This is a genomic window from Streptomyces sp. NPDC021225 (assembly GCF_044332865.1).
Classification (GTDB): Bacteria; Actinomycetota; Actinomycetes; order Streptomycetales; family Streptomycetaceae; genus Streptomyces.
Genome location: NZ_JBIRPV010000011.1, coordinates 251,787 through 265,719, shown reverse-complemented (window position 1 = coordinate 265,719; position 13,933 = coordinate 251,787). Strand labels below are relative to the sequence as shown.

The 13,933-nt window shown below is 63.3% G+C and carries 16 protein-coding genes and 2 pseudogenes; 8 read left to right on the top strand and 10 right to left on the bottom strand.

From position 1 onward, the window contains the following. The first annotated feature begins 55 nt into the window (after positions 1 to 55). The 3 genes from ACH4S9_RS36545 to ACH4S9_RS36535 are packed head-to-tail and all read left to right on the top strand — an operon-like array spanning position 56 to position 1,267. Positions 56 to 463, top strand: coding sequence for an NUDIX hydrolase (locus tag ACH4S9_RS36545; protein ID WP_398375932.1), 408 nt, complete (start codon positions 56 to 58; stop codon positions 461 to 463). Positions 464 to 479: 16 nt separating this feature from the next. Next, the gene (locus ACH4S9_RS36540; RefSeq protein ID WP_398375868.1) at positions 480 to 950 is read left to right on the top strand and encodes an ATP-binding protein; all 471 of its coding nucleotides are present in this window, start codon (positions 480 to 482) and stop codon (positions 948 to 950) included. Next, complete coding sequence (locus ACH4S9_RS36535; RefSeq protein WP_398375866.1) at positions 947 to 1,267, top strand: hypothetical protein; 321 nt, start codon at positions 947 to 949, stop codon at positions 1,265 to 1,267. The genes ACH4S9_RS36540 and ACH4S9_RS36535 overlap by 4 nt, the downstream gene beginning before the upstream one ends. A gap of 359 nt (positions 1,268 to 1,626) precedes the next feature. On the opposite strand, the gene ACH4S9_RS36530 is transcribed toward ACH4S9_RS36535, so the two are convergent. Further along, positions 1,627 to 3,042, bottom strand: coding sequence for a hypothetical protein (locus ACH4S9_RS36530; protein WP_398375864.1), 1,416 nt, complete (start codon positions 3,040 to 3,042; stop codon positions 1,627 to 1,629). A gap of 668 nt (positions 3,043 to 3,710) precedes the next feature. Between ACH4S9_RS36530 and ACH4S9_RS36525 the strand changes: the two genes are divergently transcribed. Further along, positions 3,711 to 4,787 carry a hypothetical protein gene (locus ACH4S9_RS36525; RefSeq protein WP_398375862.1) on the top strand — a complete coding sequence of 359 codons (1,077 nt, stop codon included), beginning with the start codon at positions 3,711 to 3,713 and terminating at the stop codon, positions 4,785 to 4,787. A gap of 545 nt (positions 4,788 to 5,332) precedes the next feature. Here the strand turns inward: ACH4S9_RS36525 and ACH4S9_RS36520 are convergent. Together ACH4S9_RS36520 and ACH4S9_RS36515 are read right to left on the bottom strand one after the other, a co-directional pair. After that, complete coding sequence (locus ACH4S9_RS36520) at positions 5,333 to 5,914, bottom strand: hypothetical protein (protein WP_398375860.1); 582 nt, start codon at positions 5,912 to 5,914, stop codon at positions 5,333 to 5,335. Next, positions 5,907 to 6,239 (bottom strand): hypothetical protein, encoded by a 333-nt coding sequence (locus ACH4S9_RS36515; RefSeq protein WP_398375858.1) that lies wholly within the window; start codon positions 6,237 to 6,239, stop codon positions 5,907 to 5,909. Before ACH4S9_RS36515 ends, ACH4S9_RS36520 begins: the two co-directional genes overlap by 8 nt. 85 nt (positions 6,240 to 6,324) lie before the next feature. Between ACH4S9_RS36515 and ACH4S9_RS36510 the strand changes: the two genes are divergently transcribed. Then, positions 6,325 to 6,861 (top strand): transposase, encoded by a 537-nt coding sequence (locus ACH4S9_RS36510; protein ID WP_398375856.1) that lies wholly within the window; start codon positions 6,325 to 6,327, stop codon positions 6,859 to 6,861. Positions 6,862 to 7,733: 872 nt separating this feature from the next. On the opposite strand, the gene ACH4S9_RS36505 is transcribed toward ACH4S9_RS36510, so the two are convergent. Next, entirely contained in the window at positions 7,734 to 8,144 is a 411-nt protein-coding gene (locus tag ACH4S9_RS36505; protein WP_385347345.1) for a PIN domain-containing protein, read from the bottom strand. After that, positions 8,141 to 8,362 carry a type II toxin-antitoxin system VapB family antitoxin gene (locus ACH4S9_RS36500; RefSeq protein ID WP_311728473.1) on the bottom strand — a complete coding sequence of 74 codons (222 nt, stop codon included), beginning with the start codon at positions 8,360 to 8,362 and terminating at the stop codon, positions 8,141 to 8,143. Before ACH4S9_RS36500 ends, ACH4S9_RS36505 begins: the two co-directional genes overlap by 4 nt. 416 nt (positions 8,363 to 8,778) lie before the next feature. Between ACH4S9_RS36500 and ACH4S9_RS36495 the strand changes: the two genes are divergently transcribed. Both ACH4S9_RS36495 and ACH4S9_RS36490 read left to right on the top strand, forming a co-directional pair. Further along, on the top strand, positions 8,779 to 9,126 hold the full coding sequence (locus ACH4S9_RS36495) for a transcriptional regulator (RefSeq protein WP_385347343.1): 348 nt from the start codon (positions 8,779 to 8,781) through the stop codon (positions 9,124 to 9,126). Then, positions 9,123 to 9,792, top strand: a pseudogene (locus tag ACH4S9_RS36490) (nucleotidyl transferase AbiEii/AbiGii toxin family protein). Before ACH4S9_RS36495 ends, ACH4S9_RS36490 begins: the two are co-directional and overlap by 4 nt. A 102-nt stretch (positions 9,793 to 9,894) precedes the next feature. Here the strand turns inward: ACH4S9_RS36490 and ACH4S9_RS36485 are convergent. The 5 genes and pseudogenes from ACH4S9_RS36485 to ACH4S9_RS36465 form a co-directional block, all read right to left on the bottom strand. Further along, on the bottom strand, positions 9,895 to 10,500 hold the full coding sequence (locus tag ACH4S9_RS36485) for a hypothetical protein (RefSeq protein WP_398375853.1): 606 nt from the start codon (positions 10,498 to 10,500) through the stop codon (positions 9,895 to 9,897). Beyond that, positions 10,497 to 11,072, bottom strand: coding sequence for an RNA polymerase sigma factor (locus tag ACH4S9_RS36480; protein ID WP_385347393.1), 576 nt, complete (start codon positions 11,070 to 11,072; stop codon positions 10,497 to 10,499). Before ACH4S9_RS36480 ends, ACH4S9_RS36485 begins: the two co-directional genes overlap by 4 nt. 64 nt (positions 11,073 to 11,136) lie before the next feature. Then, positions 11,137 to 11,292 carry a hypothetical protein gene (locus ACH4S9_RS36475; RefSeq protein WP_385347339.1) on the bottom strand — a complete coding sequence of 52 codons (156 nt, stop codon included), beginning with the start codon at positions 11,290 to 11,292 and terminating at the stop codon, positions 11,137 to 11,139. Between the two features lie 170 nt (positions 11,293 to 11,462). Next, on the bottom strand, positions 11,463 to 12,230 hold the full coding sequence (locus ACH4S9_RS36470; RefSeq protein WP_398375851.1) for a Scr1 family TA system antitoxin-like transcriptional regulator: 768 nt from the start codon (positions 12,228 to 12,230) through the stop codon (positions 11,463 to 11,465). Positions 12,231 to 12,237: 7 nt separating this feature from the next. Next, positions 12,238 to 12,690: pseudogene (locus ACH4S9_RS36465) on the bottom strand (DUF6879 family protein). A gap of 427 nt (positions 12,691 to 13,117) precedes the next feature. On the opposite strand from ACH4S9_RS36465, the gene ACH4S9_RS36460 reads away from it, so the two are divergent. Next, positions 13,118 to 13,666, top strand: a complete 549-nt coding sequence (locus tag ACH4S9_RS36460; protein WP_398375850.1) for a DUF5994 family protein — start codon at positions 13,118 to 13,120, stop codon at positions 13,664 to 13,666. Positions 13,667 to 13,933 lie beyond the last annotated feature (267 nt).

Sequence of the window (13,933 nt, the reverse complement as noted above, 5' to 3'; positions counted from 1 at the left end):
AGAGCCTAGCCAGCCGGGAGGGCAGAGGAACGTGAGCACTGATCGCCCGCACTCCGTGAGCGTCGCCGGAGTCATCGTCGACGACGCTGGCCGCGCGTTGCTGATCAAGCGACGGGACAACGGTAAGTGGGAACCGCCCGGTGGAGTGCTAGAACCCGGAGAAACCATCCCCGACGCACTTCAGCGCGAAGTCCTCGAGGAGACCGGCATCAAGATCGCGCTCCCCGCGACCCTCACTGGCGTCTACAAGAACATGGCCCGCCTGATCGTCTCCATGGTCTTCCGCTGCGAGGCGATCGACGGCACCCCGACCACCGGAGCGGAGACCCGGGCACTTCGCTGGGCCACCCGCGAAGAGGTCATCGAGCTGGCCGACGAGGCGTACGCGATCCGCGTCCTGGACGCGCTCGACCACACGACCCCGCCGGCCGTCCGCGCCCACGACGGCGTTCGACTCATCTAGCACGAACCCATGACCCATGGCCTATGGCCCCTACCAGCATAGAGGAACTTGTATGCACGAGTATATGAGTAGCGTTCGTGCCTGGGGACTGACTTGCCCAGGATTCCCAGAAGAGATCGGCCGCGCCCGCCGCTGGACCCGCGACATCCTCAGCGACCACCCATGCGCCAAGATGGCAACGCTCATCGTCAGCGAACTGAGCACCAACGCCGTGACCCACACCGCCAGCGGCAAGCCCACAGGGACCTTCCACGTCGCACTCGCCCTGTCCGCACAAGTCGTCGCGATCTCCGTGACCGACGCCGGAGGCCAGCCGGGGAAGCCTCACCCGATCGAGCCGGACCAGGACGCCACCCACGGCCGGGGCCTGAGCATCGTCATGGCCCTCGCCAACCACCTCGGCATCACGGGCGACGAACACGGCCGCACAGTCACAGCCGAACTCCTCACCCCAACCGCACTCGCCCCACAAGGAGGGGCCGGATGACCACCCCACCGACCTCGGGCCGCAACGACGGCTGGGAGATGGACCAGCTCCACCGTGACGAGATCACCGTGGCGATGAACTGGGTCATCCGCACGTGTCAGCAGATCGTCCGCGACCGCAGTCACAAGACCTTCTGGACCCCAGCCGACACCAGCGAGGGCACCCCATCACCGGAACAACTCATGCAGACGGCCCGCGAAGACGTGCTCGACAAGCTTCAACGGATCATTGAGGGCGCCCAGTTCGTCATGAAGTACATCGAGCACGAACGCGCCAAGCATCTACCGGGATCGGACAACGCCAAGCGCAAGCAGTGAGTTACAACCTTCTCTACGGGTTCAAGTCGGCTCGCATCCGCTCGCCGCGCGCGGCCCGGCCCCCGGCCGGGCCTGCGCTCCTGTCTCCGCCCCGCTCCAGCCCGGCCGCCGCCCGTGCCGCGCGCACAGCAATCAGCCGCTGATGTCAGAGAAGGGGTGCGTAGTGGCTGGGGCGGTCGGCTCCACGGCTTTACGGAGCCACTTTGGCGCGAGCCTCGAAGATCATGGCCCCAACGTCGTGCTTTACCGGGCAGGTCCACAGACTGCCCGACGCGCCGGAAGCTTACGGGGCCATGATCACTCGCGCCAAAGCAGCGCCACCCCAAAGCCGCTCCACCGACCTCGCTTCGGAGCCGCCGCTACTTGATAACTCCGATCGCCTTCCCGTAGTTGTTGATCTTTCCAAGTACGTAGTTCGCGATGGTCGCTCGGCCCGTCTTCGCTCGCCACATCAACTCCAGGCGAATCGGCGCTCCGTTTTTAAGGCAGTAGATGTCACTGTTGAAGACGAGGTCTGTTCCGAGATTCCGCTCAGTTTCGTAGCTGTCGATGAGCCCCGTTTCAACCAAACCCCGCCCTAGCGCATCGTTCAGAAGCCCATCATTAGTCCTGGAGATCTCCACCAGCTTCGCGAACGCATCCTTGGTATTAGAACCCGGCTTGGGACCACGCTTTCGCGTCCCCAAGGGATTATCTTGCAGCAGGATGCCTAGATCACTCTCAAGGAGCCGACGCGCGGCGCTACCATCTCGCGCCGTGATCATGTCTTTGGATTGCATGACCTTATGTAGCTCAGGGCTGCCGTATGTTCTGGTCGCAGCGAGCATGCAAACCATATCCATGTTCACGATGCGCGCATCAAGGACAGTGCCGAGAATACCCGTCTGTTCTGGATGCTTCTTAAGATCACTAACGACATTAGCGCCAGTGGAACTCAAAAGCCGATCAACGTCAGCGGCGGAGAATCCTCCTCGAGTCAGCGCCGCAACGTCGCCCTCCACGTCATTCCCAGATACGGTTAGAGTCCACATTCGATAACGCTCCTTTGCAAGAAGCTTCTCGACCCGAGCACCAGCACGGACCGCAGCCATTCGAATCCTGGCGAGATAGCTGCCGATGGTATCGGACTGCTCTGCAAGATTGTTGGCCAAGTCCACAGAAATACCCAAAGCGTCGAGCGACGCACCCTCATTCAGAACAGAGACGGTCTGCTGGGCAATCCTTGCAAACTCTGTTTTAGGTGGCCCTTTAAAAGAAGTAACAGGGTTCGAAATACCGAAAAGGGCCTCTCGCCCCAGACTCTCCCCAATGCCGACTAGCAACTCGGCGAGATCATCGCGGTTAGTCGGCCAGACAACGAGAGAACGCTTCCCCGCCTCCGACCTAACGAATTGATTGATCTCATGCATGGCGGATTCAATCTCAGCCCCGGAGACATCCCTTAGGGCCTCACGGCCCTCAAGTACGATAACGGTATTATCTGCACTTAAGGATTCACGGAGAGCTTGGGCGACATCTACATCCCGGGCAACTCGGCGAGTTGAGACACGCTGACGAAAGAAGCCGACGGTGTCGAGAAAGGTGGACTTCCCTGCCCCGGACGTGCCTCGGAGGATCATGAGCGACCCCCGATCGGCAGCACGCATGTCCATGAAACGCTCGTCCAGCTCCTCGAGCATCGGTTCGACCGGGACGATGATCGAGGTCAGCGTTTCATCACCAAGGTCGCGAAGTCGCTCAAATCGGTCCGGGAGCCGCAGATCTTTGACGTCCATGAACCCATTGTGAGGGATGTCGGGTTGCAAGTCTGCTGTTCACGGATATGCCTCACGGCAACAGGCGACCTCAGCGAACACCCCGTCAAGTGGCTGAACAGCAGGGCTAGATCCGCGGTCACCTCAGCGGGCCGGGCGTATCTCAGCGCACCGAGGCCCACTGGAAGCGGACGACCATCAACACGGCCCCCGGCTCCAGCACACACCATGCTTGCGTCGCGGCAGGTGGTCTTGTGCCGGCCTGTCTGTGCATCTACCGTCGATCTGCCAAGTAGTGCTACGCACTAGGGGGAAGCGTGCAACTTGACTTTAGCGCCTTAGTGCGCGCGCTGGGAACGCCTTCCAAGCTCATTGTGAGCTCCACACCGGAATTAGCGGAAGAGGTCGAAAAAGAAGCCCGGGAACGCGTCGGTCCAAAGCGCGGTGCTTCCAGCCTCTATCGGAAGCCAGTGTACGCAATCCCGTCCAAGTTATTTACCGGGATCGAATCAAGCCCGGCGGAAGTACTGCGCGAATTAGGGTTGGCCACTACATTCATTACTGCTTCACCTTTCGCCGACATAGCGCGCCACTGGGCACACGTACGCTACTGCGCCACTCTTGTGAGCAATCAAAAGCAGATCTTGTCCCTAACTCAGGCAGGCTCCGACATAGTCCACCATCACAAGGTGGCACAGTCGGAACAACTCGGGGTTGGCTTGGCTCTTGTAGTGGCGAAAAGAATCCTTGAGCGAAAACACCCCGGATGGCTGTTTTCGGGCGTTGACGTGGACGTCGCCCTCGCAGCTGGCTTTATTGAAGGAGTAGGCTTAGTCAGACAGAAGAACAAAGCAACAATGCGCCCAGATTATTTCCTAGTCGGCCGTCGCGCCGGAGGCGGAAATTCAGGGTGCAAGGTGTACGTCTTGGAGTGCAAAGGCACGCACGGTAATTCCTACCATTCTAGGAAGCAGTTGGCCACAGCTTCTCTTCAAGTAGGTTCCGTTGAGGTAGCGGCTCGAACCCTGCCAAGCCTAATCGTAGCATCTCGCCTGTCCACATCAGGCGTCTCCATTGACGTACTCGATCCGCCTGGAAATGACGACCTATGGGAGGGAGAACCTGCAGAACTCGATGCGTTACTGTCCGAGGACCCTGGCCCTCAGCAGTGGACGTCAGGAAAGCCCACCTTCGAACAGTTCCATGCACGGCAGCGAGAACTTCTCGGAGTTGGAGAATTCGAGCCTAGTGATGCCGAATTGGCGACCGCGCACACCGCGTACGAGGCAAGCCTGGAGGAACTTCCCACTATTTTCCAGGTGCCCGAGAGTGGGAAAGAGTGGCTATTCCGAATTCTAGCGAGAAGCGCAGCCCACTCTGTTCTGCGGTTCGCGGGCGACAATACTTCTGCATCGCAATTCACCTCCCCACGAGCCGAAGATTACCAGCGCTTACCCTTAGACGATCCGGCCCCGGACTGGCAGAGTTTCACTGTAGGATCCGAGTTTAGAATCGATTCACACCCGTTCGTTGGCCTCAAGTATTCCATGCCACTCCCCAATGGGGCCTCACTTGAAATTTTCAGAGGCGTCGAAAAGGGGATGTACGAAAATCTTCGTGAGGGCAGAATGAGTGCCTACCTGCGAAGGGCTCACCGACTTCGCGATGCATGGGCGACCGTCGCCACAGGTACGGTTGCAAGCGGACCCCACCAAGCCGTCTCGGTCGGAAGTGACGGAACCGGCCTGCGGATCCGCGTGGTGTAACGGAGTAGGCGTCCTTGAGCCGTCGGGCCGCTACTGACATCAACGGCTGACATCAACGAGACCGGACGCCAGCGAATCCAGACGACCCAGGAGAACAGGTCAGACGCCGTACCAGCCGACCCCTAAGCCCGCCGGACCGAACTCCTAAAGCGGTTGTCGCCGACATCGGATCCAGCCTGGGGAGGAAGATCTCTGCCGCCGACAGAGCGCGTCGTCATGAATCTCGGCAACAACGGAGCGGTCAGCTCCCACAGCTCGTCCGGCACAAGCCGACGCGACAGATCAGCCCCCACGATCCAACATCATGCCGTATCAGCGAACGCCCACGTGAGACATCCTCTTATGTATGAACGACGGTCCGAAGTACTCATGGCCCCTCCCAGTAGTCAGGTCTGAAGCGCACCATCCCATACGGCACTGACAACCGCTGCCTACCGCTTCACCCACCCATAGATCGCGAGCGCGGCGAGATCGAGCAGGGCCGGTTCGGGGGCGCGACGCCATCTCGATGTACCGGCCGGCCCGTCGTCAGGTCTGCGATGGCGTCACCAGACGCCAAATTCAGCATGTCGCAGCATGTCTAGGGCGTCTGTTACTGATTTCCTGAGTACCACATTGCTATACCCCAATAGAATCTTGTCCCCCGCCATCAATTCCACTAGATCCCCGGTTGTAGGCGCATCTTCTTCATGTTCCGAAGAATACATGTACGCCAAGATCGCCTCCATTGCGGTTGCTCGCTGAATCGTCGGGTCACCAGCGATAAATTCTCTTATACTCCTGATCCAGGTGAGTAGGATCGAGAGGACATCATCTAGCGGGGAGTCGCGTGTCTGAACGCCGAGCGCCTTGGCCTTCAGTAGTAGGCGCAGCAGTGAATCGCACCGCGACTCGAATTCTTTAGGGTATTCGACTTTCTTTGACCAGTCGGCGAGATGCAGAAACGGCACCTCTCTCACGGTGCGACAGAAGTCGTCCAGTAGGGTATTCCCCTCTGCGTATATATCAAGGACCAGCTCATGGCGGACTCTATCCAGCCCGCCCGTCGCCCCGAAAACAATATGCTCAGCGTTGTACTGGTTTCCTGTGACGCTTTGTCGGCTCTGATTGAAACTTGCTTCAGCCACTCAAGCCCCCGGCAATCTGGCCGACGGTTGCTGCCAGTGTCGCCAACCCAACAGAATCTGCGAGCCAAGCACGTGCACGCTCAAGGCGCCGCCTTGCGGTAGCGGTGTCGCCTGTCTCCAGGTCTTGACGGGCCGCAATTAGCTCGTCTCGCCCTAGTTGGTCAAGCTGGGAGTCCTCTGCGCACGCGACATCGATGACCTCGTCCAGCTGTTCACGAGCTGCTTCCAGAGTGATGCCTTCTGTCCTGTACTGGACCTGATTGATGGTCTCGGCGTTGTTCTGGCCGCCGTAAACGGTCTGGTTCTGCTGGTTGAAGGTCGCCATGGGCCGAGACTATTGCCAGTCCCCGTTGCGTGTTGGCTGTCTCTCGCATCTCTGCACATACAAGGAGCCGTTTCCAACCTGACGGGTGGTTGGACGGGCGACCCCGGCGGTGGGGCCGTCGTTCAAGTCCCGTCCGCAAGGCGGCGGGACTGCTCCGCGAGACGAGCGGGCTGTGCTCACGGCGGTGGTGTACGTCCTGACCAGCGGGTGTTCCTGGCGGCATCTGCCGGAGACGTTCGGCGTCTCGCCCGCCACCGCGCACCACCGGTTCATTGTGTGGACGAGAGCAGGGCTGTGGCGGCGGCTGCACCGGGCGGTCCTGGACGAACTCGGCGCCCGGGGCGAGCTGGACTGGACCTCCGCGATCGTCGACGCGGCGTCGGTGCGGGCGAAAAGGGGGCTCGCTGACCGGGCCGAATCCGGTCTATCGCGGCAAGAAGGGCAGCAAACTGCACGTGCTGTCCGAGGCCCAGGGCATCCCGCTGGCCGTCGCCGTGTCCGCAGCGAACACCTACGACAGCCTCGCCCTCAAGCCACTGATCTGCGGGATACCCGCCATCCGCTCCCGCCGCGGACCACGCCGACGCCGCCCCGGCAAGCTTCGCGCCGACACCAGCCATGACGCTCGGACGTGTCCATACCGCCGTGTCCTCCGCATCCAGGGCGTGACCCCCCGGCGTGCCCGTTGTGTGCCCGATGGGGCGGTGAACCAGGGTCAATCACGGGCGAAGATGAGCCCCGCGTGGCAGGCCAGATGGCCCGTTCCAGCAGGTCAGAACAGGTTTGGCGCCGCGCCAGGCCCTGTGATTCCCAAGCTCAGAGCGCGGGTTCGATTCCCGTCACCCGCTCCACGACGAAGGCCCAGGTCAACGACCCGGGCCTTGTTTGTTGTCTAGACCTCGCCAAGCGTCTCGTGCCCGTTGCGTTCCCGTGCCGCTGGAGCCGACTCACGTCTCTGTACACGGATGCCCGGGGCCGACGCGTTCTCCGGCCACGGTGTACTCGGCATCCCCGAAGTCCGCGGCCACACGAAGCCGACCGCCCAGCGCCTCGACACCCGGGACGTGGAGACTCCCAGGGGCGCGGCAACTTGGCGCTGAGTCAGCGCCTGCTCACGCCGGACCTCTGCGAGCTTGTGAGCGCGTACCTCTGCGGTTCAGCCGGTCCATCGCTGCCTGCTTTTCCTGCGCCGATCGCACCGGCAGCCCGGCAGCCTCGCGCCGCTCGCGTGCCTTGCGCCTGGTCTCCTCCCAACTGACCGTGCTCACTTGCACTCCCTGATTTTGAGATCGGCTAGAGCCGGCCACATCCCGTCAGGTAAGGGGTGACCCCGAAGCTCATCCCGGCACTCTGCTGCGCGGCGCTTCTCGCCGACGGTACGGCTACGCGCCAACACTTCCTCACCGCCGCCGACGGTGCTCGCCCGCCGGTCTGCTCAGTGGTCGCGACCTGCCTGCGGCCTGTCGTCAACAACAAGTCCACGGTAAGCCCACGTCATACCGTTCCCAGGATGCTGTGCTCGTCGAAATCCGATGCGTGCCGTGCGACAACGCGGTAGTCAGCATCGTCATGCAGGACGACCAAACCATGGTGAGCTGCCGTAGCGGCGATCATCAGGTCCACCGGTGAGGCGCTGCGGTGTTCCCCGGCCTGGGCCATGCGATGCTGTACCGCGCCGATCCAGCGCCCCGCGTTCTTTGGCACCGACACGTCAGGGTAGAGGTCGGTGAACATCTCCGTGATCTCGTTGTACTCCCGCATGTTCCGGGCGCTGTACAAGAACTCCGCACGCTGGGGATAACAGGACGCAATGGTCCCGGCATCGATCGCGTCGTACCAGGCCGACTGCAGTTTTGGCTCACGGAGCAGCCGGACGAGACCCGACGTATCGAGGAGATACATCATCGACTGTGCTTCTCCGCCTCATGCAGCGCCTCTGCATCGTCGACGGCACCCCACTCACGCGCCCGCTCGAAGTGCCGAGTGATACGGGCCGCCCGTTCCTGTTGCTCGGCGTAGAAGTGGAGTGCGAGGTTGACGGCTTCTTTCTTTGTTCTCACCTTGGAAAGCTCCATAGCCCGCTGCAGAGCGTCATCATCGATATCGATTTGCGTCACGGACATGCCGCACCTCCCGCGATGTTGGTGATGTACATTGCATTGTACGCGACCAACATGGACCCTGCCACGTAGCCGCTGGGCGCCCATTCCGCGGCAGTCATCGACCAACCCGTGCGGGAACCACCCCAGAGCTCAGCCGGAGCATGACCGTGCCAGATGCGTGCCAGAACGCTCGGGGAACCACGGACAACAGCGGCCATGACAAAGCTCGCGGAGCAACCGGCCGAGGAGGCGTTCGTGCAGGTCAGGCACACATCCTGATCGTTTTGGCCGGTGATTCCCAAGCTCAGAGCGCGGGTTCGATTCCCGTCACCCGCTCCACGACGAAGGCCCAGGTCAGCGACCCGGGCCTTGTTTGTTGACCAAGCCCTTCTCTCCAGCAGGCCCCCAGCGGCTTTGCCCTGCGGAATAATCGAGACATGGCATCAACGCCCAGCGCCTCCGAGGCCCACCGCGGCAAGTTCACTCGGCGGCTCCCCGCCGAGCTCTCGGCGCTCGCAGGCCCGGCCCATGGCATCGTCGGCCTCCCGCTGCACATGGCATGGTCGGGGCTAACTCACTTCGATCTTGACCAGCCCCGGCTGAGGATGAGCTTCTACCGGATCGCCTTGGCCGAGGGGATGCACGACGATCTGGTGCAGTACCTCAACCAGGACCTGCTGGTCAGCATGTGGCCCGTCCTCCGCACTTTGATCAGTCGCGACATCCGCGACGCCTGGGAGAGCACCTTTCCCGAGCTGGCTCACCATGCCCAGGCCGTCGCGTGAACCTCACAGACCTGCACCGTCGACTGCTCTCAGATGTGCTTGCCGTGGGAGGTGCCTACCCGCTCGTCCTCACCGGCGGCTACGCGGTGCAAGCGCATGGGTTGGTCGACCGGCTCAGCCAGGATCTGGACGTCGCTACAGAGAATCCGGAACGGATGGACAAACATCGCTCGGACGGTACGCGCGGGACTGGAAGAACGCGGTTGGCACGTCCGGGCGTTGGAAACCGATCCACTGTCCGCGCGGCTGATCGTCACTGATGTCGGCAGCGGCGAAGAGTGTGAGGTCGACATCCTCAAAGAAGCACTCTGGCGCCCGCCTGTGAAGACAGAACACGGTCTGGTGCTCTCCCTCGAAGACGTGGTCGGTACCAAGGTGCGCGCATTGGCCGACCGCGGGCTCGCCCGCGACCTGATTGATGTCCGAGCTGCGGCGGACCGTTGGAGTAATACTGAACTGGAGACACTCGGCCGACGCCATGCCCGCGACACCTTCGACCTCGACGACCTCCAGGCCCGGCTCACCGGCATCGACTGGATCGACGACGCCGAGTTCGCCGCGTACGGCCTCGACGAAGCAGCCACCGCCGAACTGCGCAGATGGGCACAGTCGTGGGCCGACGACATCACGGAGCGGCTCCACGAGCTGGAAGTCGATGACGAGTAGCGCGGCAGGTGGGGTAGATCAGCTCTCGATCCGACTTCCCGAACCGGCCCGAGCCCACCGCGACCGTCGGTGGGCTCGGATCGTCCGTGCAGCTGCTTTCCGTTACTTCCCGAATACCTGGCGGAACTCGTCGACGGTCTCATCCGAGGCCCCGTTCGCGCCACACACCGGGACGACGCCGTTCTCGGCAGCCACGATGTAGCGCTCACCCTTCGAGAACGTCAGCGCCTCCGGCCGGCTCGCGTCGCTGTCGAGCACGACCGTCGCCGTGTCGCCGCCCTTCAACCAGTAGTCGACGCGGAAGGTGACCGTGGAGCCCTTGATGGAGGTGACCGTTCCCACGAAGAGGGTCGGGTACCCGCGCAGGGTGTCGGGACTGGGTGTCACACACTTCTGGCTGCCGAAGCCGCTGTGGGTGGTGAGTGTCAATGGGCCGGCCGAGTCCGAGTGCCCGTTGTCGTTGTTCGCCATGACTCCTCCGGCGATGCCGCCGCCGAGCAGAAGCAGACCGGCAGCTGCCGCGAGTCCGAAGAGCTGACGGCGGCTCCGTCGCGCAGCGGTCTTCGCGGGGGCCGTATTGCCGGTCTGGAGCGCGGTGTCGGTGGTCAAGATGTCCTCCACAAGTCGGTCGATGTCGGGCAGCGGAGCATGCGGGGTCAGCGCCGGGTCCGCGGACTTCAGCCGGGCCAGCAACTCGTCGTCATTCACTGACCGCTCCTTCCTTCATCCCTCTTGTGTCCGGATGGTTCGTCATGCTTTCGCCCCAACTGATCGGCGAGTTTCTTTTTCGCCCGGTGTAGCCGGATGCTCACCGCGTTGGGCGTCAGCCCGGTCGCCTCCGCGATCTGCCGGGGTGCCAGCTCCTCCCACGCCCACAGCCGCACCACCTCGCGGTCCAGCGCCCCGAGGGCGGCGAGCGCGGCGTGCAGACCGCTGTGGTCGGCGACCCCAGCCAGCTGCTGTTCCTGCGTCCGGATCAACCGCTCCACCAGCCGGAGTCGGCGCCCGTCGGCACGGCGGGCATTCGCCAAGCAGCCCCGCGCCACCCCGTAGCACCACGGCAGCACGTCATCGGGGTCGGGCAGGGAACCTGGCGCCGGCCCCAGGCCGGGGGCGTCGTCAATACGGCGCCACAGCACCAGCATCGCCTCCGCCAGGATGTCGTCGACCATGTCGGCGCTCGTCCGTCGCAACAGATACCGGTGCAACGGTTCCACCACCACGTGCGCCAATCTTTCGAAGCGCGCCTGCCGCCTCTGGCGCGACTCCTCTTCCGTCATGGATTCCACAACCCGTCCTGTCCGGCACCGGCCGGATCCTTTCAGGCGAGGGCGTACGGACGCGTCAGGAGTTCAGGGCGTCGTCCATGGTCTGCTGCCAGCCCGCCACTGGGTAGCCGCCGTGCAGGCCGAGGCATACGCGGGCCTTGGCGACCTCCGAGCCTGCGAGCGGGCCCTCGACACCGCCGAAGAGGTCCTTGGCCTGGCCTCCCCCGGCCACAACAGCGGCTGGGGATGAGGGTCTCCGTGAGGGCCCGGCCTGTTGGCGCATCGATCTCCCAGGCCGCGAAGCGTTCTTGCTGCTCGTCTCGCAGGCCGGCACTCTGATCGGCCGCGGTGATGAGCCGACCGGTTGCCTCCTTGGACAGTGACCAGTGGGTGGCGTTGGCCTCAGCAGGGTTCATTCGGGCATTGTGCACGGGCGCTGGCGGACTGGCGCCCGTGCACAAGAGCCATTCTCAGACGCACCTGAGGTAGAGAACGCTGCTCTGGGCATTGCCGGAGTCGTGGCTTGAGCCGTACACGATGGTGCCGGTCGTGGGCGGCGGCGGCCGCAGCTAGCCGCATCACAGCCAGCAGGCGGTCGAGCTGCCCCTTCATCACCTCCGGGCCGCCAAGGTTGCTGTAGAGAGCCTGTTCGCCGAGCAACACGTTGAAGATCCGACTCCCCTGATACAGGTACTGCTGTCGTTCAAGCCGCTTGGCCGTGGCGGCTTCCGCGTCGTCGGGGATCTCGTAGTAGTCGACAACCTGTCTGAAGGTCTCTGCGGCGTAGTCGGCTGTCTGGAGCGTCCCCCACACGACTGTGGGATGCCAGATACGGAAGACCTTGGTCTTGGCGTAGACCTGAAGGCCCTGGCTCTGTCGCTTCTCCGCGCCTGTCTGGAGTAGTCGGCGCCATTCCTGCCAGAGTTCGTCGATGTGGCGCACGGTCGCGATTAGGTCATCAATGTGGTCTTGCCGCCCTGTCGCCGTACACCAGAGTCTGATGTCGTCCTCGCTGGCGTTCTGCTTTCCGTTTTCGAGTCGTGAGACCTTCGATTCCTGCCAGCCGAGCGCGCGGGCGAGCGCCCGGCCGCTCGCGAATCCCGCATCCTTGCGGAAACCGCGGAGCCGGGCGCCCAGCGCTTGTCGTGCTTCTTGTGCCTGGTTGCTCACTGATGGGTCAGGGCTTGTACTCGGCGTGGGGGATGGCGGCGGACCAGAGAAGGTCACGCACGCGGATGCAGTCGGCCACGATGTCCAGATCTTCGATGATTTCCGACCCCAGCACTCGGCCCTCCGGGTCGAAGTGGCCGACGGCAAGAAGGCGATCGTCGTACAACCACCAGTCGTTGCCGTCGACCGGGAAGGTCACTTCCTGCGGCAACTGGTGCCGAGGAAGCCATCGGATGTCCTCGGCGGCTTCCAGGTTGAGGTGGGTCAATGAGTGCTCCCAGCCGACGTACTGGGAGTGAGGCTCCGTGACGACACGCACGCGCCTGACGGTCTTTCCCTCACCCGTGACACGCTTCATGAGGGTCATCCAGGGGTTGAGCCATGCCTAGTCATCGGGCTCGCCCCTCTGCCACCGTGCATAGGGCGTGTCTTCGATGGGAGACCCGTAGTCGTCCCTCAGCTCCAGGTGGAAGGCGTCGCGCTCGAAGCTGTTGAACAGCTCGTCACGCTGGGCTGATCAGGTCCACTGTTCTCCTCCAGTAGGGCCGTGATCGAGGACTTGGGGACCTCGATGCAGGTCTCATAGTCAGGCATCCGCATCTGGCTCAGAGCCTGCGTCGGACATGGTCTGTTCACCCTCTGCGAGGTTCGGTGGGCCGCCGGTTTCACCGTACTCCGAGCGCACGCCCAGGCTCACCCACGCCCTGCGGACACAGACCCGGGTTCCTGAAGAAGTCGCTGATCACACGGGGGCTCAGCGGCCCAACGCCCGGAGTACAGTGAAAACACCGGGAGCACTTCGTACACCGGCTTACACGCGCGGGTGTCGTTCTCGGCGAGCAACAACACCGGGACGTTGAAGATGCGCCCGGGGACAGGTCCGCGCCATGACCGTGACCATCGACCGTACGACCAACCATGAGCGCGCGCCCTCGCCACCGGCCCGCCTGTCCCTGACTCCGGTGAGCCCGGTTCCAGGTCTTCTGGACGGTGCGTGGTGGCCTCGCTCCCGGGATCTCCTCCGTGAGCTGCCCGCCCTGACGGACGTGCTGGACGCACGCTGGGGCCGTATCACTCGCGTGTCCGTGAACCCGGCCCATTGGCCCGTGATCCCGCGCGAGGTGCCTGTGACCGGGCACACGGTGCACGTGGGCTGGTTCACTGACGAGCAGGACCCGCACAAGTTGATTCTGCTCTCCTACACCGCAGGCCGCTGGGACCTTCTGGTGATCCCGCCGGAGACGAGTGCGGCCGCCGCCGCCCGGCTGATGGCCGCCGCAGCCACCCCGGGCAGCCTCCTCACCGCCAGCGGTCTGATGGCGAACGAAACCGCCACCCGTGACGCCCGGGAGACCCGCACCCGGGAGGAGGAGTGGGAGACCGATGGCGGGCCCGCCCCTATGGCGGCCGGCAGCCGAACCCGACCGGACTCCTGAGTTCCGCCGAAGGGAGGTGAGGACGTGGAGACCGTCTTCAGCGGGTCCGTGATCACTGCCATGACCGTCAGAGGAGTGCGGCCGATCCATCTGCTCAATGACCGGCACAACGAGCGGATGGCAGCATTCCACTACACGGAGCCGGAAGAGCCGACAGCCGGCAAGCCCGCCGGATCACCCGTCGTCACCGCCTCACCTCGAACACCGCGACGGGGCCGCGCAAGATGCATGACCTTTTCCTGGCCTGGGCCGGTGGGTGCGAAGCGT